Raw genomic sequence first — 20805 nt, 5'->3', positions numbered from 1 at the left:
ACGCACTGAGCCGGCAATGGTATTCTCAGCGCCAGTTAATGAAGATTAACTGAATCGGAGGCTCGTAGGTAATGGACAAGGTGGTGGCAACCGCGGCGGAGGCGGTCGCAGACATAACCGATGGGTCATCTCTGGCGGTCGGCGGGTTCGGCCTCTGCGGCATTCCCGAAGCGCTGATCGCCGCGCTCGCCGATAGCGGCGTCACGGACCTCGAGACCGTGTCGAACAACTGTGGCGTGGACGGCGTAGGCCTCGGAGTGCTGTTGCAGCACAAGCGAATTCGTCGCACCATCTCGTCTTATGTGGGGGAGAACAAGGAGTTCGCACGCCAATTCCTGTCCGGCGAGCTGGAGGTGGAGCTGACCCCGCAGGGCACGCTGGCCGAGCGGCTACGAGCCGGCGGTATGGGCATACCGGCGTTTTTCACGCCGGCTGGGGTGGGCACCCAGATCGCCGACGGCGGATTGCCGTGGCGCTATGACGCGTCGGGTGCGGTGGCTGTGATGTCGCCGCCCAAGGAGACGCGCGAGTTCGACGGTGTCACCTATGTTCTCGAGCGAGGGATCCGGACCGACTTCGCGCTGGTGCACGCGTGGAAGGGGGACCGGCACGGCAACCTGGTGTACCGCTACGCCGCCGGCAACTTCAACCCGGAGTGTGCCCCGGCCGGACGGATCACGATCGCCGAAGTCGAACATCTCGTCGAGCCCGGCGAGATCGATCCCGCCACCGTGCACACGCCCGGTGTCTTCGTGCAGCGCATCGTGCACGTCCCGGATCCCGTCAAGCGAATCGAGAAGGAGACGGTGCGGTGACTGATTCTCTGTGCGCCGAGCGTGACGCTGGCGTCACACTCGGGGCGGCAAGTGGGGATGCCGCATGAGTTGGAGTAGAGAAGGCATGGCCGCGCGGGTGGCCGCGGACTTCGAGGACGGCCAGTACGTCAACCTGGGCATCGGAATGCCCACGCTGATCCCGAACCACATTCCCGACGGCGTGCACGTTGTATTGCATTCGGAGAACGGGATACTCGGCGTCGGTCCCTATCCGAGCCGCGAGGATCTCGACGCCGATCTGATCAATGCGGGCAAGGAGACGGTCACCACGCTGCCAGGGGCCGCGTTCTTCGGTTCGTCGACCTCGTTCGGCATCATCCGCGGCGGGCATCTGGACGTGGCTGTGCTTGGGGCCATGCAGGTTTCGGTCGCCGGCGATCTGGCCAACTGGATGATCCCCGGCAAGATGGTCAAGGGCATGGGCGGCGCGATGGACCTGGTGCACGGCGCCCGCAAGGTGATCGTGATGATGGAGCACGCCGCTAGGGACGGCAGCCCGAAGATCCTGGAGCGGTGCACACTTCCGCTGACCGGCGTGGGCTGCGTGAACCGCATCGTCACCGAACTCGCGGTCATCGACGTCTGCGACGACGGCCTGCACCTGGTCGAAACAGCTCCAGACGTGTCCGTCGAAGAGGTAATCGCAAAGACCCAACCGCCCTTGGCGATTCGGAATTCGGCAACCCAATGACCACGATCGCCCCTACGTTCGCAGACGAGCACCGGCGGCTGGTCGCTGAACTCAACGACAAGCTGGCCGCCGCGGCGCTGGGCGGCAACGAGCGCGCGCGGGAACGTCACGTCAGCCGGGGCAAGCTGTTGCCCCGTGAACGGGTTGACCGGCTGCTCGATCCCGGTAGCCCGTTCCTCGAGCTGGCCCCGCTGGCGGCCAACGGAATGTACGGCGACGAGTCACCGGGAGCCGGCATCATCACCGGAATCGGACGGGTATCGCAGCGCGAGTGCGTGATCGTCGCCAACGACGCAACGGTCAAGGGCGGCACCTACTACCCGATGACGGTCAAGAAGCATTTGCGCGCACAGGAAGTCGCGCTGCAGAACCGGCTGCCGTGCATCTATCTGGTCGACTCCGGCGGCGCCTTCCTGCCGCGACAGGACGAGGTGTTTCCCGATCGCGAGCACTTCGGGCGGATCTTCTACAACCAGGCGACCATGAGCGCTAAGGGAATTCCGCAAGTTGCCGCCGTGCTCGGCTCATGCACGGCCGGGGGTGCCTACGTGCCGGCGATGAGCGACGAGGCCGTGATCGTCCGCGAACAGGGCACGATCTTTCTGGGCGGACCGCCGCTGGTCAAGGCCGCTACCGGCGAGGTCGTCACGGCCGAGGAGCTCGGCGGCGGAGACCTGCATTCGCGGATATCCGGCGTCACGGATCACCTCGCCGACGACGACGAGCACGCACTGCGGATCGTCCGTTCGATCGTGGCCACGTTCGGGCCGCGTGAGCCGGCCCAGTGGGACGTCCGCCGTGGCGTCGAGCCGAGGTACGCGCAGACTGAGCTTTACGACGTCGTACCCCCCGACCCACGGGTGCCCTATGACGTGCACGAAGTCGTCGTTCGGCTGGTCGACAGCGGAGAATTCAGTGAGTTCAAGGCCAATTACGGCAAGACGCTGGTGACCGCCTTCGCCCGTATCCATGGCCATCCGGTCGGGATCATCGCCAACAATGGCGTGTTGTTCAGCGAATCCGCTTTGAAGGGTGCACATTTCATCGAGCTGTGCGACAAGCGCAGGATCCCGCTGTTGTTTTTGCAGAACATCGCCGGCTTCATGGTCGGCCGCGACTACGAGGCCGGCGGCATCGCCAAACACGGGGCCAAGATGGTCACCGCGGTGGCGTGCGCCCGGGTACCCAAGCTGACGGTGGTGATCGGCGGATCCTATGGCGCGGGCAACTATTCGATGTGCGGACGCGCCTATTCGCCCCGCTTCTTGTGGATGTGGCCGAATGCGCGGATCTCGGTGATGGGTGGTGAGCAGGCCGCTTCGGTGTTGGCTACCGTGCGTGGCGAGCAGTTGTCCGCCGCCGGCAAGCCGTGGTCATCCGACGACGAGGAGGCCTTCAAGGCGCCCATCCGCGATCAGTATGAGGACCAGGGCAATCCCTACTATTCGACGGCCCGCCTGTGGGACGACGGCATCATCGACCCGGCCGATACCAGAACGTGTGTCGGGCTTGCTCTTTCGGTCTGCGCACATGCCCCGCTGGAACCGGTCTCCTACGGCGTTTTCCGGATGTGATGAGATGTTCGACACCGTCTTAGTGGCCAATCGCGGCGAGATCGCGGTGCGGGTGATCCGGACCCTGCGCCGGCTGGGCATCCGGTCGGTCGCTGTTTACAGCGACCCAGACGCAAAGGCCCGGCACGTGCTCGAGGCGGACACCGCCGTCCGCCTGGGCCCTGCAGCAGCCCGCGAAAGCTACCTCGACATCGAGAAGGTGATCGGCGCGGCCACGCTCACCGGCGCCCAGGCCATTCACCCCGGTTACGGGTTCCTTTCCGAGAATGCTGATTTCGCCGCGGCCTGCGAACGTGCCGGCGTTGTCTTCCTGGGGCCGCCGGCCCGCGCGATCGAAGTGATGGGCGACAAGATCACGGCCAAGAATGCCGTCGCCGCCTTCGACGTTCCGGTGGTGCCCGGGGTGGCCAAGCCGGGACTGACCGACGACGAGCTCGTTGCCGCGGCCGACGTGGTCGGCTACCCGGTGCTGGTCAAGCCGTCGGCCGGCGGTGGCGGCAAGGGCATGCGGATGGTCGAAGACCCGGCGCGGCTGCGTGAGGCGCTGGTCAGCGCACGGCGCGAGGCGGCGTCCTCATTCGGCGACGATACGCTCTTCCTGGAACGATTTGTGTTGCGGCCCAGGCATATCGAGGTGCAGGTGCTCGCCGACGCGCACGGCAACGTGCTGCATCTCGGTGAACGTGAGTGCAGCCTGCAGCGTCGTCATCAGAAGGTCATCGAGGAGGCGCCTTCGCCGCTGCTCGACCTGCAGACCCGGGCGCGGATCGGGGCTGCGGCCTGCAACACGGCCCGCAGCGTCGACTACGTCGGCGCCGGCACGGTGGAGTTCATCGTGTCCGCCGAACGCCCCGACGAGTTCTTCTTCATGGAGATGAACACCCGTCTGCAGGTGGAACATCCGGTGACCGAGGCGGTCACCGGGTTGGACCTCGTCGAGTGGCAGCTGCGGGTGGCGGCCGGCGAGAAGCTGCCGTTCGCTCAGGACGACATCGAGCTCACCGGGCACGCGATCGAGGCCCGGGTGTATGCCGAGGATCCAGGACGGGGATTTCTGCCCACTGGAGGCCGGGTACGGGACGTATTCGAGCCGTCCGGTCCCGGTGTGCGGGTGGATTCTTCGCTGCTGGCCGGCACGGTGGTCGGCAGCGACTACGACCCCATGCTGAGCAAGGTGATTGCGCACGGCGAAGACCGCGAACAGGCCCTGTTGCGCCTGGACCACGCGCTCGCGCAGACCGCCGTCTTGGGGGTACAGACCAACGTCGAGTTTCTGCGCTTCCTGCTCGATGACGACCGGGTGCGCGCCGGCGACCTGGACACCGCGCTGCTGGACGAGCTGCTGGCCGACTTCACGCCGATGCCTGCGCCCGACGACGTGTTCGCCGCCGCGGGCCTGTATGTGCAATGGGTCCTCGCTCGACGTGCCACGGACAACCTGTGGGCTGCGCCGACGGGATGGCGAGTCGGCGCCGCCGGCGCTGCGGTGCGCACCGCGATGCAAACCCCGCTGCGGACCGAGACGGTTTCGGTGTGGGGGCCTCCCGAAACCGCGAAGGTTCAGGTAAGCGATGGCGAGATCCTCTCCGCGAGTGTGCAAGTCGAGCGCCGGGAAATGAGTGTGACACTGGACGGGATGCGACGTGAGTACCGATGGGCCGAGGCCGATCGGCACCTCTGGATCGCCGACGAACGGGGAACCTGGCATATCAGGGAGGCCGAGGAGCAGAAGATTCACCGGACTGCGGGCGAGCGGGCCGCCGAGGTCGTCAGTCCCATGCCCGGCAGTGTGATTGCGGTGCAGGTGAATTCGGGCGACGAGGTGGCCGAGGGCGACGTGGTGCTGGTCGTCGAGGCGATGAAGATGGAACATTCGCTCGCGGCGCCGGTTTCGGGACGAGTGGAGATATCGGTGTCCGTTGGGGATCAAGTGACGGTAGACCAGGTGCTGGCCCGGCTGATCCCGGATTCAACAGAAGAGGACTAAAGGAAATGACGACAACCATCATGGCGGGAACGCTGCCCAAGGAGTACGAGGATCTTCGGGAGACGGTCGCCGATTTCGCACGCACCGTGGTCGCGCCGGTATCGGCCAAACACGATGAGGAGCACAGCTTCCCGTACGAAGTCATCGCGAAGATGGGCGAGATGGGCCTGTTCGGCCTGCCCTTCCCGGAAGAGTACGGCGGCATGGGTGGCGACTACTTCGCACTGGCGCTCGCGCTCGAAGAGCTTGGCAAGATCGACCAATCGGTGGCGATCACGCTGGAAGCCGCGGTAGGCCTGGGCGCAATGCCGATCTACCGGTTCGGGTCTGAGGAGCAGAAGCAGCAGTGGCTGCCGGATCTGGTCGCCGGCCGGGCGCTTGCCGGTTTCGGTCTCACCGAACCCGGGGCGGGCTCTGACGCCGGCGGCACCCGAACCACCGCCCGTCTGGAGAACGGCGAGTGGATTGTCAACGGCAGCAAGCAATTCATCACCAACTCGGGCACCGACATCACGTCACTGGTCACCGTCACCGCGGTCACCGGCACCATCGGCGAGGGGAAGAAAGAGATCTCGGCGATCATCGTGCCCAACGGCACACCGGGATTCACCGTCGAACCGGTGTACAGCAAGGTCGGCTGGAACGCGTCGGACACCCATCCGCTGTCCTTCGCCGACGCGCGCGTGCCGGAGGAAAACCTGCTGGGTCCGCGGGGCAGCGGGTACGCGAACTTCCTGTCCATTCTGGACGAGGGCCGCATCGCGATCGCGGCCCTGGCGACCGGGGCCGCGCAGGGCTGCGTCGACGAGAGCGTCAAGTACGCCAAGGAGCGCCAGTCGTTCGGCCAGCCGATCGGCTCCTATCAGGCGATCAGCTTCAAGATCGCGCGAATGGAGGCGCGCGCGCATGTCGCCCGCACTGCTTACTACGATGCAGCGGCGAAGATGTTGGCGGGCAAGCCGTTCAAGAAGGAGGCCGCGATCGCGAAGATGATTTCCTCGGAGGCGGCGATGGACAACGCCCGCGATGCCACCCAGATACATGGTGGCTACGGCTTCATGAACGAGTACCCGGTGGCCCGCCATTACCGCGACAGCAAGATCCTCGAGATCGGTGAGGGTACCACCGAGGTACAGCTGATGCTCATCGCACGGTCGTTGGGGCTGTCGTGAGCGGACCGACCGGCACGACATCCGGCGACAGTGCATCCGGCGACGCCGCACCGGCGAGTCCCGTCGCGGGATCCACAGTCGGCGAGGGCAGGTCAGTTGTCCAGCGGGGCTTGTGGTTTGAAGAGTTCGAGATCGGCACGACGTATCTGCACCGGCCCGGCCGCACGGTCACCGAAGCCGATAACGTGCTTTTCACCACGCTGACGATGAACACCCAGTCGCTGCATCTCGACGCCGCGTGGGCCGCCGAGCAGCCGGGCTTTCGCGGTGAGCGACTGGTGAATTCGATGTTCACCCTCTCCACGCTGGTCGGGCTTTCGGTCGCACAGCTGACCCTGGGCACCATCGTCGCCAACCTCGGCTTCTCCGAAGTCTCGTTTCCCAAACCGGTGTTCCACGGCGACACGCTGTACGCGGAGACGACGTGTAGCGGCAAGCGGGAATCGAAGAGCCGGCCCGGTGAAGGCATTGTCACGCTGGAGCACACGGGCCGCAATCAGCATGGCGACGTGGTTGCCCGCGCGGTACGGACCACGCTGGTGCAAAAGAGGCCGAGTCCGGGAGAGGCCCCATGAGCCTGGGTGACTTGCGTGTCGCGGGTCCGGGTTGGCTGTTCTGCCCGGCCGACCGCCCCGAACGGTTCGCGAAGGCCGCCGCAGCCGCCGACGTCGTCATCCTCGACTTGGAGGACGGTGTGGCGCCCGCGGATAAAGCCGCCGCCCGCAAGGCATTGCGGGACACTCCGCTGGATCCTGAGCGCACCGTGGTGCGGATCAACGCGGCCGACAGCGGCGAGCAGGCCGACGATCTGGATGCCCTGGCCGAGACCGCTTACACCACAGTGATGCTGTCGAAGACCGAATCGGCGGCCCAGGTGGCGGCGCTTGCGCCGCGCCACGTCATCGCGCTGGTGGAGACCCCTCGCGGGGTGGTCTTCGCCACCGAGATCGCCGCGGCCGAGGGCACGGCGGGAATGATGTGGGGCGCCGAAGACTTGGTCGCCACCCTGGGCGGCAGCTCCAGCCGGCAAGCCGATGGCTCCTACCGCGACGTTGCCCGCCATGCCCGGTCGACGGTCTTGCTCGCAGCGTCGGGGTTCGGCCGGATTGCGCTAGATGCCGTGCATTTGGACATCCAGGACATCGAGGGTTTGCGTGCCGAGGCCGACGACGCCGTGGCAGTCGGCTTCGACGCGACGGTGTGTATTCACCCGAGTCAGATCCAGGTGGTGCGCGAGGCGTACAGGCCGAGCGAGGAGAAGCTCGACTGGGCGCGGCGGGTTTTGGCGGCGGCGAAGACCGAGCGCGGAGTGTTCGCGTTCGAAGGGCGGATGGTCGATTCCCCGGTGCTCAAGCACGCCGAAATGATGCTGCGGCGGGCGGGTGAACCGGCCTCCGGCTGAAGGTTGCTAGCCGACCCGCGTACAGCGGGCCGACAGCGCTGCCGGGGCCAACCGGCCCGGCCGGTCGGATTGGTTGCAACACGATTGCGGCGCTTCCGCTGTTCCCCCCGCTGTCTTGCGATTTGGAGCATAATGGAAAGAGCGTGCGTGTTGCGGTGAGCCGAGCGGCCAAGTTCTGATCAACTGGGCAACGGCCGACTCCGGCTCGCGGCAGCTCGCGATCCGGATTTTTGCTAGGTCTTGGTCACGACCCGCCGCAGCACCCGCGCCGAAGCGAAGGATTGGGCGGTATGGCCGGGAATTCGCAGATGCCCGCGACGGTCGACCTCGAGCCGGTGCAACTCGTGGCTCCGGACGGGACGCCGACTGCCGAATGCCGTTACAGCCGTGGCCTTCCCGCAGAGACACTGTGCTGGCTCTACGAGATGATGGTGGTCACCCGCGAGCTGGACACCGAGTTCATCAGCCTGCAGCGTCAAGGGGAGCTGGCGCTGTACGCGCCATGCCGCGGTCAGGAAGCCGCCCAGGTCGGCGCTGCGGCGTGCCTGCGCAAGACCGACTGGCTGTTTCCGCAGTACCGCGAACTTGGTGTCTACCTCGTGCGCGGTATCCCGCCCGGACATGTTGGATCGGCCTGGCGCGGAACCTGGCACGGCGGGCTGGAATTCACTAAGAAATGCTGCGCTCCGATATCGGTTCCGGTCGGCACCCACGCTTTGCATGCCGTCGGCGCGGCGATGGCAGCCCAGCGCCTAAGTGAAGACTCGGTCACCGTCGCCTTTATCGGCGACGGCGCCACCAGCGAGGGTGACGTGCACGAGGCGCTGAACTTCGCGGCGGTGTTCCGCGCGCCGTGCGTGTTCTATGTGCAGAACAATCAGTGGGCGATCTCGGTGCCGGTGTCCAGGCAGACGGCAGCACCGTCCATCGCGCACAAGGCTATTGGCTACGGGATGCCGGGTATCAGGGTCGACGGCAACGACGTCTTGGCGTGCTACGCCGTAATGGCGGATGCCGCTGCCCGGGCCCGCGCCGGCCAGGGCCCGACGTTGATCGAAGCAGTCACCTACCGGCTCGGCCCGCACACCACCGCCGACGACCCACGGCGCTACCGAACCCAGCAGGAAGTGGACCGCTGGGCCGCACTGGATCCGATTCCGCGGTACCGCACGTATTTGCAAGGCAGGGGATTGTGGTCGGACCGTGTAGAGGAACGAGTCGCGGCCCGGTCGAAGAGAATGCGTACCGAACTGCGCGAGGCTGTTTTCGGCGCACCGGATTTCGACGTCGACGACGTTTTCACCACCGTGTACGCCGAAATCACACCTGGGTTGCAAGCGCAGCGACAACAGTTGCACGACGAACTGGCCCGGACCGATTGAGGAGGAGCGATGACCCAACTCGCCGATCCGCCGGCCCGGCCGGACGAAAACCCCAGGGTGGCACTCGGCGCGCAGTCGCTGACCATGGTGCAGGCGCTCAACCGCGCCCTGCATGACGCCATGGCCGCCGACGACCGGGTCCTGGTGTTCGGCGAGGACGTCTCCGTCGACGGTGGAGTGTTCCGGGTGACCGAGGGCCTGGCCGAAACATTCGGGGAGAAACGCTGTTTCGACACGCCGCTGGCCGAGTCGGCCTTGATCGGGATCGCGGTAGGGCTGGCACTTCGCGGTTTCGTGCCGGTGCCCGAGATCCAGTTCGACGGGTTTTCCTATCCCGCTTTCGATCAAGTGGTCAGTCATCTTGCGAAGTACCGCACCCGCACCCGCGGCGAGGTCAACATGCCGGTGACGGTCCGGATACCGTCGTTCGGTGGTATCGGTGCGGCCGAACATCATTCGGATTCCACCGAGTCGTACTGGGCGCACACCGCCGGTCTCAAAGTGGTGGTCCCGTCGTGTCCGGCCGACGCCTACTGGCTGTTGCGATACGCGATTGAGTGCCCGGACCCGGTGATGTACCTCGAGCCCAAGCGTCGCTATCAGGGCCGCGGCATGATCGACACTACCCGTCGTGAACCGCCGATCGGGCAGGCAGTGGTGCGTCGGCCCGGCAACGACGTAACCGTGGTGACCTACGGCGCCCTGGTGAACACCGCGTTGGCTACCGCGGAAGAAGCTGCACAGCAACGTGATTGGAGCCTGGAAGTCGTCGATTTGCGGTCGCTGGTCCCGTTGGACTTCGACACCGTCGCCGCGTCGATTCACCGGACCGGGCGCTGCGTGGTGATGCACGAGGGGCCGCGAAGCTTGGGCTACGGCGCCGGTCTGGCCGCGCGAATCCAGGAGGAGATGTTCTACGAGCTCGAGGCGCCGGTGTTGCGTGCCTGCGGTTTCGACACTCCTTACCCGCCGGCACGACTGGAGCGTTTGTGGCTGCCGGGTCCCGACCGGCTGGTGGACTGCGTTCGGCGCGCGTTGGAACAGCCGTGAGCGCCGACGTGTCGCAGGAGCGGGTGAAGTCTTTCCGGGTTCCTGACCTCGGTGAGGGACTTGAAGAGGTGACCGTGTCGTATTGGAATGTCGAGGTCGGCGACCACGTCGAACTCAACCAGACTCTGTGTTCGGTGGAGACGGCCAAGGCAGAGGTCGAAGTACCGAGTCCCTACTGCGGCCGGATCGTCGAAAGGCGGGGCAGCGAAGGCGATGTGCTCAAAGTGGGAGCGGTTCTGGTCCGCATCGACACCGCTGCGGTAGAAGCGCTCAATGGCGAGGCTGAGACCCCGACTCTGGTGGGCTATGGAGCCAACACGAACATCGATGCCAGCCGGCGGCGTGACCGCCCGCTCGCGGCCCCGCCGGTGCGCAAGCTGGCCAAGGAGCTGTCAGTCGATCTCGCTTCGCTGCAGCGCGGTGCGGGCGAAGTGATCACCCGCGCCGACGTGCGGGCCGCTGCCGACGCGTCCGGAACGGAACCAGACGTGCGACCGGTGCACGGCGTGCAGGCCCGGATGGCAGAGAAAATGGCGTTGTCCCACAGCGAGATTCCGGACGCACGCGTTAGCGTCGCGGTTGACTGCACCGGTCTGCAACAGCTGTGCGACCGGTTCCGCTCCGCCGGCCAGGAGATCACACCTTTTGTGCTGACGCTGCGCTTACTCATCATCGCGTTGTCTCACAACATGGTTCTCAACTCGACTTGGGTCGATGCCCCTGAAGGCCCGCAGGTGCGTGTCCATCGGGCAGTGCATCTGGGTTTCGGTGTGGCCACCAATCGCGGGCTGCTCGTTCCGGTGATCACCGACGCTCAAGATAAGTCGACACGTGAATTAGCATGTTTGACTGCAGAATTGATTGCCTCGGCACGTGATGGCAGCCTGACGCCGGCGGAACTGCGAGGCTCGACGTTCACCGTGTCGAACTTCGGGGCGCTGGGCGTCGACGACGGCTCGCCGGTGATCAATCACCCCGAGGCCGCGATTTTGGGCATTGGGGCGATCAAGGGGCGGCCGGTGGTGGTCGGCGGCGAGGTAGTTGCGCGGCCGACGATGACGCTGACATGCGTTTTCGATCATCGGGTGGCCGACGGCGCCCAGGCAGCCCGATTCCTGCGCGAGCTACGCGATCTCATCGAGTCGCCAGAGACCGCGCTGTTGGATTTGTAGCTGAACACCGAGGTGTGTGCCCCTTGCCCACCCTCGTCGTCGCGAATCTGCACACGGTGGTGCGCTATGTGCCATGCGCAGTCACCTGTACGCGATGCGGGGCTGCGATGTGAAGAGGGAGTTGAACCCTCAGCACTGCCCTTCGTGCGCCAGGAGACCGGCTTAGCCCGCCGGTCAGGGGCTCGTGCACGCCTCCGCGACAACTACCTGCGTCACCTCGTTCGTCAATCGAGCAGTTCTACCTCCCAGTTGGAGCGTTGGATTCGCACATCCAGCTCACGGAGTTCTCGAGCGACATCGTCGGCCTGTGCGCGTAGCTCGGCAACGGGCAAGGCGGACAGCATCTTCAGCTCGGAACGCAGTTGACGCGCGTACCCGGGCTGGTTTGTTCCGGCGGCTGCATCTGCGGCAGCGATCAGCACCGAGTGACGCAACCGCAGTGCGTCTCGACGGGCTAGCGCATCGGTCAGCGTGCCGTCCGCGCCGATCTCGCTCGCGGCGTTGGTGCGATTGATCCGCCTGATCAGCACTTCGTACTCGCTGAGCACGTCGCCCGCTTCGGCAAGCAGGGCGACGGCATCCTCTGCCGGGTCCTCGCCCTCCTGGAAGCGGGCATTGCTCACGATTCGACTGCGTAGTTGCTCGACCCGGCGTACCGAATCTGCCCGCAGCGCCAGCGCTTCCGCGAGCTTCATAGTCCCCACCCCCTAGTGACAATCGACCGCGGCGAATGACCGAGTTGTGGCCCGCCTGGCAGCCCGTAGCGTAATGACGCTGATTTTATTGCCTGGCAAGGCAATATTCGGCGCCTCTGGCGGCGGGCCACTTGGTCGAATGACTGCGGGTGGGCGAAACCACGTTTGCCTTCTAGAATCCTTCAAGGCCTCACGCCGAGGCTTAGCTCTCAGGAGCTCCGGAATCGACGGGAACACTTGTGACGACCGCAGCACAGCCGAAGGCCATCAATAGAAGGGCCGCCTACCTCAGGTTGGCGATGGTCTTGTTTGTCGCTGCGTGCATCGCTGCGATAGGGATCGGTTTTCTTTCTCTCAATGCTCCGTCACGGGGCGACGCGTGCTCCGTGGCACACGCCGCGACACAGGACGCTCGCGGGCACGCAATGTCATGCGATCCGAAGATGCCCGGAAGCGACGAGCTGGTTTGGCAATACATGCCGGACTCGGAGTTGGAAACGCAGAACGAGCGCGGCTAGCTACCCGCTACGCAGTTTTGGCAGCCGCGCTCGGTCGAAGAGCCCCCGGCGAGCGCCCAGTGTGTTTCTTCACCAGCCGGTGCAGCGTCGCAGGATCTCCCAACCCCACCGCAGCGGCAACCTCTTCGAGCGACATCCGGGTGGTTCGCAGCAGATGCAGCGAGCGCTCGAGGCGTACCCGCTGCACCAGTTGCAGGGGGCTGACACCGACGGCATTGCTGGTTCGTCGTGCCAGTGTGCGCGGGCTGACGCCGCATCGGTGCGCCAACGACTCCAGGGTGTGCGATTGGTGTAAATGGCTTCGCACGAACGATTCCAGCGCGGCCACCGAGTCGTCGCGAGCCGCCAGGTGTGAGGGAATCAGAAAGCTCGCCTGCGAGGTGCGCTGATCGATGACGAGGCGACTCGCCAGTTCGTCGGTCAAGGCGGCGCCGCCAAGGTGACGCATGATCGCGAGCATCAAGTCGATGTGCGCGAACGCGCTTCCCGCCGTCCAGATCGACCCGTCACGCACCACCATCTCGTCGATTACGACGCGCGCCGCCGGCGCGACCTCCGTGAGCTCCGCGCCGAGCCACCACGTTGTGACACAGCGCCGTTGGTCCAGCAGACCGGCGGCAGCGAGAATGAACACGGCCGTGCACGACGCGGCGATATCGGCGCCACGAGTATTCGCCCGCACCAGCCACCTGCCGGCCGCGGCGACGTCGTCCGCGCTCAGCCGGCTGCAGATCTCCTGCGCGGTGGCAGCGCCGAGCCCAGGCAGGACGACGACGTCGCGCGGCCTGGCGCGGGCGCATGGCTGCGCTGCGGCGAAGAGCCCGCCCCGCAACGCAATTCGGTCCTCAGGGGAGACGAAGCGCAGATCGTACGTGGGTGCGCCGATGATGCGGTTCGCCGCGGATACCACGTCGATGGTGGTGCCCACCGCGCTGGCGCTGGCTCCCTCGAGAACCAGAACATCGATACCAATCATGTGGCGAAGTATGCAAGAAAACTGTCATTCCTGCCACTGGCGGCCGGCGCCCGTCCGGAGGACATTTCAGTTGTCAGTTATTACTACCGAAGGAAACACCATGCCGTTGATGCGAGTAACCCTGACGCCAGGCGCATTTGACGACGCGCAGAAGGAGCGCCTTGCCATCGCCCTGACCGAGGCCGGCTGCCGTGCCGAATCGGTTCCCGATCTGCCGCAGAGCCGGATGCGCGCCTTGGTGCTCTTCCAGGAGCTGGCACCGGGAAGCTTCTATTCCGCGGGGGCTCAGGCCGATACGGCGGTGGCGGGTGTGTTCATCGATTGGCAGCTGAGCGCCGGAGTCCTCGACGGGGCACGCAAGGAACGGTTCGCGCGCGACCTCCACGACGCGGCGAAGTCCGCGGTCGACGGCGACGGCGACCGGCTGGTGGTCACGTCTTGCGTAATCCACGAAGTGCCCGAGGGCCAGTGGGCTCAGAACGGGGCAATCCGCCGCCTTCCGGAAACCGTCGCGTTGGTCGGCTTTGACCACCTGGTCTCCATCGGCTGACCAGGCGCCGGGTGTGGCTCGAGCCATCAGCGAGCGTTCCCGAATTGCCGGCCAGAGGGTCCTTTTGCCGTACAAATGCGGACGGTCGCGCCGCAACAATTGGACCCAGCCCATCTGGGCTGGGTCCAATTCGTGGGCTGGCGGGTTAGCGGCAGGGGCCCCAGTACCAGTAGATCGGCACGCCGTTGCGGTCGTAGACCTGGCAGTACACCGCCTTGGGGGCGTTGTCCGTCGGGGCGGCGTTTGCCACGCTGCTCAATCCGAGAGCCGACAGGCCGAGCGCCGAGGCGATCAGGCCCGAGCCGACTGCGGTGCGAACGATGGTGCGGATGCGGTTGTTATTCATGGTGTTTCACTCCTTGGGAGTCGTGGGTGGATGTGCTGGAACAAACAATTGCGACAGCCCCTTGGCGCATCCTTGAAAAATCCTTAAGGCATTCGAGCCGTCTGACGGACGAGCTCGTCGCTGTGCCTCGGGCCGGCGCTCAGACTCCCGTCGCACGCGTTCCAAGAATCTTTCAAGAATCCGTCAACGCGTCCGACGGACGCTTTATCACGCATCCGTCACGGATCGGCCTCAAGGAGGACGCAATGTTGCGAGTTCACGACTTCACCCACTTCGGCACCCTCAACCGCGTCGCCGAGCCGGAACCGCCCTCCGCTGCCCTTGCCGGTGCTGCGTGGACGCAACTCACCGCCGACCCGTACTTCGTCGAGATCGATCCCGCCGAAATGGGCTATCGCACCGCGCCCAGGGGCTTCGCCAGTAGGAAGGTCCGCGGAAACCGGCGTGAGCGCGGGACAGCATTTTCAACTTTCTCGATGGCCGCTGTCGGGCGCGCGCTTCATCGGTTAGGCGCGAGCAGGCAACACTTTGCCGGTGCATGAGCCGCACCGTGTGACCCATGGGGCTCATGGGCCGCATGATGCGTTGACGGCTAGCCAAGTTCCCTGAGCGGTCGCGGCGCAGCCGGCGGCGGGCGAGGATTGTTCGCATCGCGTCTACCTGCGCCACCACGGCGCAGCGCAAGGGAACCTGGGAAGCCCATGATGAAACGAGGGTTGGCTGCGATCGGACTCGGCATGGCGTTGGCAGCAGCGCCGTCGGCGCACGCCGACGACGACTGGATCGCGATGGCGATCTCGGACTCAACAGGGCAAATCAAGGTCACTTACAACGGAACCAGTGAAGCCTCTGCCCAGCAGACGGCGATGCAGGCGTGTCGCAAGACCATCAGCGACTGTCGACTTTTGGCCAGCGGGCAGGGCGGATGCGTCGCGATCGCGCTAAACGCGGCCAACAGCAAATACTACGGGGGATGGGGTCCGACTCGCGGTGACGCGGAGGCCGCAGCATTAGCGAATGCCCGCGGGGGAAAAGTCCTGCAAGACCACACGCACTGCGAAGGTGATCCGGCGAACCAGTGACCGCCGCTGGTGAATAGAACCGCCCGGGCCTGACCAGGTACAGACGAGGCGCGTGCTGCGGACGCGCCCTAACTTAGCGAATTCTCAGCATATTCTTCGACCCCACATAGGTCGGCTCATAGGACCTACACAGTCGCTGGCCTCAACATAAGTGTCATGACGAGTGAGTCGCTTCGCGCCAACCCGATCGCCAAAGACCTGATCGCCACCGTGAACTCCTACGGCATGGCGGAGATCCCCAGCGATCTGCTGGCCAGCCTGGAGGAGATCGCCGTCGACCTAGCCGTGGAAGACGGCACCGCCTGGTGGGTACGGTCGAACTCCTCCTACCTGCCCACACGCCTGGCAAGCTGACGCCTTACCCACCCGTGCCGCCCAGTGCTGCGGCCTGGGATTCAGCACTTTTAACCCGAGTGACCACGCGAAGACGACTGCCCTGACCGCACGCACGGTTGCCCATGGGACGCGACGCGCTCCCCAAATGCCGCTACGATGAGCATCACAAAGCGTCGGGGTCATCGCGTCGGGCAAACTCGCCGGCTATGCGGCGGAGAAAATTCTGCACGTACGCTCCAATCGACAATCCAACGACGGCGGTATATGCGCTTGGAGACGTAGGAGCCACAGATCGCATGGTGACGAACGGCGGCCTTCAGGGCGACCGAGAGCCATCTTCTCCGCAAGAGCGCAAGACGATGCTCGACCAGGCAATTGCCGGTTTTGTCGGCGAGGGTGGACGCCTGGTGGATCGCGGTGAATTCACCGCTGTCGTGCTGGTGGGCAGGCCGGTCAATCACGTCTTGCACTTGGTATTGACTATCTGCTCCCTCTTGTGTTGCGGCGTATGGGCGCCGGTGTGGCTGTTCATCTCGGCGATTGGTGGCGAGCGTCGCCAAACTTTGACTGTCGACGAGTACGGCCAACTCACCCAGCGGCGGGAACCGCTCGAGACGTATCGCAAAGTGCTGATCGGCATTGCCGCTACGCTATTTGTGCTGTGGTTTGTCGGCACGATCATCGTGGCCTCAACGATTTGCGTTGGCGCAGTATGTGGCCATAGCGAAAATTGACTATCGACTTCAGCATCGATCGCACTGGCCCTGTCAGCCCACTGGGGAATTGGTCAAATCGCGTAAAGGCAACGCGATTCCATCCAAAACATCCTCGCCCAAAAAGATGGCCAGAGAATGCGCCAGCCGGCAGGCTATGCATCGGTGTGACCCCCGTTCGTACGGGGCGATACGCAAATTAGGCAAAAGTACAAATAATCCCTGGCGCTCATTCAATACTGATGCCATGACTGCACCCGCGCCGGTACTCACGGTTCACTCCGACTTTGCGCAACACAGTTTTGCGACAGGCGACGATTTGATCGTTGGCAGCGACGTCCGCGCCGACATGCGCGTCGCGCATCCGCTGGTCTCCCGCGCACACCTCCTGCTGCGCTTCGATCAGGGCAAGTGGACAGCGATTGACAACGCTTCCAAAAACGGGATGTTCGTCAACGGTCGTCGCATGCCGGCCGTCGACATCCGCGACGGCCAGACCATCAACCTCGCCAAGCCCGACGGGCCACGGCTGAGCTTTGAGGTCGGACACCACCGAGGCGCGGTAGGCCACCTACCGCCGACGGCGGTTGCGGCCCCAGTCATCAATCCGCCCGCCGCAAGGCCGCCGGCCGCCCCATCGGAAGACGGCGCCGGCCGGTCATCTTCAAAGCGACGGCAGCCCGCGGCGCGGCAGTCCTCGACTGGCCCCCTGCTGGCAGCGGAGCCAAGCAACTCGATGCAACCAACCCAGGTGTCGGCGCCGGCGGTCGCGGATGGGGCAGCGGGAGACGGTACGACCGCCGTGCCACCGCAAGGCGAGACCGTCAAGATTCCCACCACGCAGATCCCGCCGCCGGACGGAGAAGGACGCACGTCCGCTGCCACGATCGGACGGGCCCTCGACAATGACATTGTCATTCCGGACGTCCTGGCGTCCCGTTATCACGCGTCCCTCAAACCGACTTCCATCGGCGTTGAGATCCGGGATAAGCACACCGCCAATGGGACGTTCGTCAATGGGACCCGCGTCGGCTCCGCGCTGCTCACCGAGGGCGACGTCGTCACCATCGGCAACGTCGACTTGGTTTTCACCGGTGGTGTGCTGGTACGCCAGACGGAAGCGGCGGCGCGCACCGGCGGGTTGGAGGTGCGCGAGGTCAACTTCGAAATCGAGGGCAAGCGGCTGCTCGAGAACGTCGCACTGACCGCCAGGCCGGGCACGCTGACCGCGCTCATCGGTGGGTCGGGTGCGGGCAAGACCACGCTGGCCCGGCTGATCTCTGGATCCACCAGCCCCACCTCGGGCTCGGTCACCTTCGAGGGTCACAACATCCACGAGCAGTACGCGTCGCTGCGCAGCAGAATCGGGATGGTCCCCCAGGACGACGTCGTGCATCGGCAGCTGACCGTGAACCAGGCGCTGGGCTACGCCGCGGAGCTGCGGCTGCCGCCGGACAGCAGCAAGGAAGACCGTGCGCAAGTCGTTGCCCAGGTCATCGAAGAACTCGGGCTGACCAAGCACGCGGACACCCGCGTCGACAAGCTGTCCGGAGGCCAACGTAAGCGGGCCTCGGTGGCGCTGGAGCTGTTAACCGGACCGTCGCTGTTGATCCTCGACGAGCCGACTTCGGGCTTGGACCCGGCGCTGGACCTTCAAGTCATGAAGATGCTGCGCCAGCTCGCCGACGCCGGTCGGGTGGTGCTGGTGGTGACACACTCGCTGAGCTACCTCAGCCTGTGTGATCAGGTGCTGCTGATGGCGCCCGGCGGCAAGACGGCATACTGCGGCTCGCCCAAAGATATCGGTGAAGCGATGGGAACCACTGATTGGGCCGAAATCTTCAGCAGCGTGGGTGCCGATCCCGAGGAGGCCAATCGCCGCTTCCTGGCTCAGGCCAAGCCACTTCCGCCCGTGCCCGCCGGGGCGAAGCCGGCCGACCTCGGCGAACCGGCACACACCAGCGTGCGGAAGCAGTTCTCCACGATCGCTCGTCGCCAGGTTCGGCTGATCGTCGCCGACCGTGCGTACTTCATATTCTTGGCCCTGCTGCCGCTCGTGATGGGGTTGCTCTCGCTGACCGTCCCCGGCTCCGGCAGGACCGGTTTCGAGATTGCCAACCCAAGAGGTGCGGTGCCCACCAAACCTATGACACTGTTGACGCTCCTCATCGTGGGTGCCGTGTTTATGGGTACCGCGCTGACGATCCGCGACCTCATCGGCGAGCGCCCTATCTTCCGCCGAGAACAGGCGGTCGGCCTGTCCACCACGGCCTACCTGGGAGCCAAGATCGCCGTATTCTGCGTGTTCGCGATCGTCCAGTCGGTGATCCTGACCACCATCACGATCATGGGCAACGGCGCGCCAACTCGGCCGGCGGTGATGCTCGGTAACGCCACATTCGAGCTCTACGTCACCGTCGCGGCAGTTTGTGTGGCGGCGGCGATTTTCGGCTTGGTGTTTTCGTCGTTGGCGCGCTCCAACGAGCAGATCATGCCGCTGCTAGTGGTGTCGCTAATGGCGCAGTTGGTGTTCTGCGGTGGCATGGTGCCAGTGACCGGCCGGTTCTTTCTCGACCAGCTGTCCTGGACGATGCCCTCGCGGTGGGGATATGCGGCCTCGGCGTCCACCGTCGACCTCTGGACGCTGATGCCCGGTCCGCTCGGTTCGAAGGACAGCCACTGGCTGCACAAGCCGGGCAAGTGGCTATTCGATATGGGCATGCTCGTGCTGCTGTCGGTGATCTACGCCGGCATCGTGTGGTGGCGGACGCGGCTCAAAAAGCACTGATGGCCCCATCGCATGACTTGAAAGCCTTGTGCCATAACGCAATTCGTTATGAGCCAAAGAAGCCGTCAGGTGTTTGCGAAACAGCTGTCCTGGTTGCCGCCGCTACTCGCGGGAATGGTGGCGTTGCTGCTCGAGAAGGTCGCTTCAATACCGCTGTCGGTGACTTTGACGCCGTCGGCATGTATGCCCAGCGGATAATTCTTGGTCGCCTTCGAGGTGAGGTCGTCCAGTTTTTTCTGGACGCTATCGGTCGACATTTTGGATCCCAGCGCGCGCAAGCTGATCACTTGCAGCGATAAGCCGTTGTTGACGATCTGCGGCTTGACGGTGGCACTGTCCAGCAGGCCTTTCAGCGAAACCGTGCCTTCGCTGGGGTTGGTGGTCACCTCGCCGGTGACAAAACTGCCGATCACCGGCACTGCGCTCTGAATCGACTCCTTGATCCCAACTGTTGACCAGGTGATGGTTCCGTTCAACGACCCGATCGTGCCCGAGGAATTGCTGGTCTTGTTTATCCGGATATCCCGAATATCGATGCTGATCTTCATTCCCTTGGCGTCGCGGATCTGGTTACCTGCGGTCTGGACGGAAACGCCGGTGTAGTGCTGGGTGGCGTACTGCCACAGGACCGGCGGCGTCGCGGCAAAGGAGACGTTCGCGGTGTCCTGTACCTCGCACGCCACTGCCTTCGCCACCCTGTTGCCGGCCTCGTGGCGCGCGTATAGCTCGGCGCCGATGAGGGCGGCAGCCACGACGGCTATCACGATGCCGAGGATCAGCGCAATACGCGATTTCCGGTTGCGCGGAAAGCGGCGCTTGCCAGTCGCCGGTGTGTTCTGCGGTGGTGCCTGCGCGGACAGGTTGGTAGTGGCCGGTTCCGGCTGCTGCGGCGCGAGACCGGGCTGGCGCGCCTGCGGGCTCCGCGAAAACTCAGGCTGTTGCTGAGGTCGACTCGGTGGTTGCGGGGGTCGGCCCGCTGGTTGCGGGGGACGACCCGGCGGAGGGCCGGGCTGTTCGAGTCGAGGCACCTTGCGAGTAGGTGCATCCGGTGAACCGCCGAACACGGGCAGTTGGCGAGTCTCTGATTCGGACAGCGGCGTCGGACCCTGAGGCGGTGGGGGCACAGCTCGCCTGCCGGGGCCACCCGGAACAGGTGGACGAGCCCTTTCCGTCGGGTCGCCGCCCGAAGGCGCTTGCGGATTCGTCATCAGCGCGATTGTTCCTCATTAGCTGCAGGAAGTCGAAGGTACATCGTTGCACCAATCCTGTGAGGCAAAGCTGACGCGGTGCTCGAGGACGCTGTTCGCAGTAGAGACGCGCAGTCAAATCTCCGTCGACGCAGATGGCCAAGAGGTGCCAGGCGCCCTTCCACGATCGAGGCATTGGTGTCGAATAAGAGAAGCCGAAATACCGTCGCGCACAAGCTGGCTGGTTTCCTCTGGCCACCCAGGAATCGGACATTGTCACCATTGCGCGGATGAGTAGAGATCGAAAGAACGACGACGGCGCAATCCGAATATCGTCCGGGTCGGGGG

General features: G+C 64.9%; 20 protein-coding genes. 16 read left to right on the top strand and 4 right to left on the bottom strand.

Translation table 11 applies throughout. From position 1 onward, the window contains the following. Positions 1–71: 71 nt before the first annotated feature. From A9W99_RS21615 to A9W99_RS21570, 10 genes are all read left to right on the top strand, one after another. The gene (locus A9W99_RS21615; RefSeq protein ID WP_067383000.1) at positions 72–815 is read left to right on the top strand and encodes a CoA transferase subunit A; all 744 of its coding nucleotides are present in this window, start codon (positions 72–74) and stop codon (positions 813–815) included. Between the two features lie 64 nt (positions 816–879). Further along, the gene (locus A9W99_RS21610; RefSeq protein WP_067382997.1) at positions 880–1527 is read left to right on the top strand and encodes a CoA transferase subunit B; all 648 of its coding nucleotides are present in this window, start codon (positions 880–882) and stop codon (positions 1525–1527) included. Further along, complete coding sequence (locus A9W99_RS21605) at positions 1524–3101, top strand: carboxyl transferase domain-containing protein (RefSeq protein WP_067382994.1); 1578 nt, start codon at positions 1524–1526, stop codon at positions 3099–3101. Before A9W99_RS21610 ends, A9W99_RS21605 begins: the two co-directional genes overlap by 4 nt. A 4-nt stretch (positions 3102–3105) precedes the next feature. Then, positions 3106–5088 (top strand): acetyl/propionyl/methylcrotonyl-CoA carboxylase subunit alpha, encoded by a 1983-nt coding sequence (locus A9W99_RS21600; RefSeq protein ID WP_067382991.1) that lies wholly within the window; start codon positions 3106–3108, stop codon positions 5086–5088. A 5-nt stretch (positions 5089–5093) separates the two neighbouring features. Next, complete coding sequence (locus tag A9W99_RS21595; protein WP_067382989.1) at positions 5094–6260, top strand: acyl-CoA dehydrogenase family protein; 1167 nt, start codon at positions 5094–5096, stop codon at positions 6258–6260. Continuing rightward, positions 6257–6835, top strand: coding sequence for a MaoC family dehydratase (locus A9W99_RS21590; RefSeq protein ID WP_371514977.1), 579 nt, complete (start codon positions 6257–6259; stop codon positions 6833–6835). The genes A9W99_RS21595 and A9W99_RS21590 overlap by 4 nt, the downstream gene beginning before the upstream one ends. Continuing rightward, complete coding sequence (locus tag A9W99_RS21585; protein WP_067382986.1) at positions 6832–7662, top strand: CoA ester lyase; 831 nt, start codon at positions 6832–6834, stop codon at positions 7660–7662. The genes A9W99_RS21590 and A9W99_RS21585 overlap by 4 nt, the downstream gene beginning before the upstream one ends. A 290-nt stretch (positions 7663–7952) precedes the next feature. Then, positions 7953–9044, top strand: coding sequence for a pyruvate dehydrogenase (acetyl-transferring) E1 component subunit alpha (pdhA, locus tag A9W99_RS21580; protein ID WP_067382983.1), 1092 nt, complete (start codon positions 7953–7955; stop codon positions 9042–9044). Positions 9045–9053: 9 nt separating this feature from the next. Continuing rightward, on the top strand, positions 9054–10094 hold the full coding sequence (gene bkdB / locus A9W99_RS21575; RefSeq protein ID WP_067382981.1) for a 3-methyl-2-oxobutanoate dehydrogenase subunit beta: 1041 nt from the start codon (positions 9054–9056) through the stop codon (positions 10092–10094). Positions 10095–10102: 8 nt separating this feature from the next. After that, on the top strand, positions 10103–11266 hold the full coding sequence (locus A9W99_RS21570) for a dihydrolipoamide acetyltransferase family protein (RefSeq protein ID WP_082930152.1): 1164 nt from the start codon (positions 10103–10105) through the stop codon (positions 11264–11266). Between the two features lie 224 nt (positions 11267–11490). On the opposite strand, the gene A9W99_RS21565 is transcribed toward A9W99_RS21570, so the two are convergent. Continuing rightward, complete coding sequence (locus A9W99_RS21565) at positions 11491–11961, bottom strand: DIP1984 family protein (protein WP_067229152.1); 471 nt, start codon at positions 11959–11961, stop codon at positions 11491–11493. Positions 11962–12486: 525 nt separating this feature from the next. Next, complete coding sequence (locus A9W99_RS21555) at positions 12487–13455, bottom strand: GlxA family transcriptional regulator (protein ID WP_067382974.1); 969 nt, start codon at positions 13453–13455, stop codon at positions 12487–12489. Between the two features lie 109 nt (positions 13456–13564). On the opposite strand from A9W99_RS21555, the gene A9W99_RS21550 reads away from it, so the two are divergent. Further along, positions 13565–14005 (top strand): hypothetical protein, encoded by a 441-nt coding sequence (locus A9W99_RS21550; protein ID WP_156623227.1) that lies wholly within the window; start codon positions 13565–13567, stop codon positions 14003–14005. Positions 14006–14150: 145 nt separating this feature from the next. On the opposite strand, the gene A9W99_RS21545 is transcribed toward A9W99_RS21550, so the two are convergent. Beyond that, a complete protein-coding gene (locus A9W99_RS21545) occupies positions 14151–14351 on the bottom strand; it encodes a hypothetical protein (protein WP_067229162.1) in 201 nt (66 codons plus the stop codon). Positions 14352–14377: 26 nt separating this feature from the next. On the opposite strand from A9W99_RS21545, the gene A9W99_RS21540 reads away from it, so the two are divergent. The 5 genes from A9W99_RS21540 (at position 14378) to A9W99_RS21520 (ending at position 19270) form a co-directional block, all read left to right on the top strand. Next, positions 14378–14893 (top strand): hypothetical protein, encoded by a 516-nt coding sequence (locus A9W99_RS21540; protein WP_156623226.1) that lies wholly within the window; start codon positions 14378–14380, stop codon positions 14891–14893. Between the two features lie 159 nt (positions 14894–15052). Further along, positions 15053–15433 carry a DUF4189 domain-containing protein gene (locus A9W99_RS21535; RefSeq protein ID WP_067382964.1) on the top strand — a complete coding sequence of 127 codons (381 nt, stop codon included), beginning with the start codon at positions 15053–15055 and terminating at the stop codon, positions 15431–15433. A 156-nt stretch (positions 15434–15589) separates the two neighbouring features. Continuing rightward, positions 15590–15787: a hypothetical protein gene (locus tag A9W99_RS21530; RefSeq protein WP_067382961.1), complete on the top strand. Its 198-nt coding sequence runs from the start codon at positions 15590–15592 to the stop codon at positions 15785–15787. 278 nt (positions 15788–16065) lie between these two features. Further along, positions 16066–16503 carry a hypothetical protein gene (locus A9W99_RS21525; RefSeq protein WP_067229177.1) on the top strand — a complete coding sequence of 146 codons (438 nt, stop codon included), beginning with the start codon at positions 16066–16068 and terminating at the stop codon, positions 16501–16503. A 226-nt stretch (positions 16504–16729) separates the two neighbouring features. Beyond that, entirely contained in the window at positions 16730–19270 is a 2541-nt protein-coding gene (locus tag A9W99_RS21520) for an ATP-binding cassette domain-containing protein (RefSeq protein WP_067382958.1), read from the top strand. Between the two features lie 65 nt (positions 19271–19335). Here A9W99_RS21520 and A9W99_RS27425 read toward each other — a convergent pair whose 3' ends face one another. After that, positions 19336–20034, bottom strand: coding sequence for an LmeA family phospholipid-binding protein (locus A9W99_RS27425; RefSeq protein WP_253870193.1), 699 nt, complete (start codon positions 20032–20034; stop codon positions 19336–19338). Positions 20035–20805 lie beyond the last annotated feature (771 nt).

Source organism: Mycobacterium sp. 1164966.3, assembly GCF_001665395.1.
Classification (GTDB): Bacteria; Actinomycetota; Actinomycetes; order Mycobacteriales; family Mycobacteriaceae; genus Mycobacterium.
The sequence above is the reverse complement of the archived record's forward strand: the minus strand, read 5'-3'. Positions and strand labels throughout refer to the sequence as shown.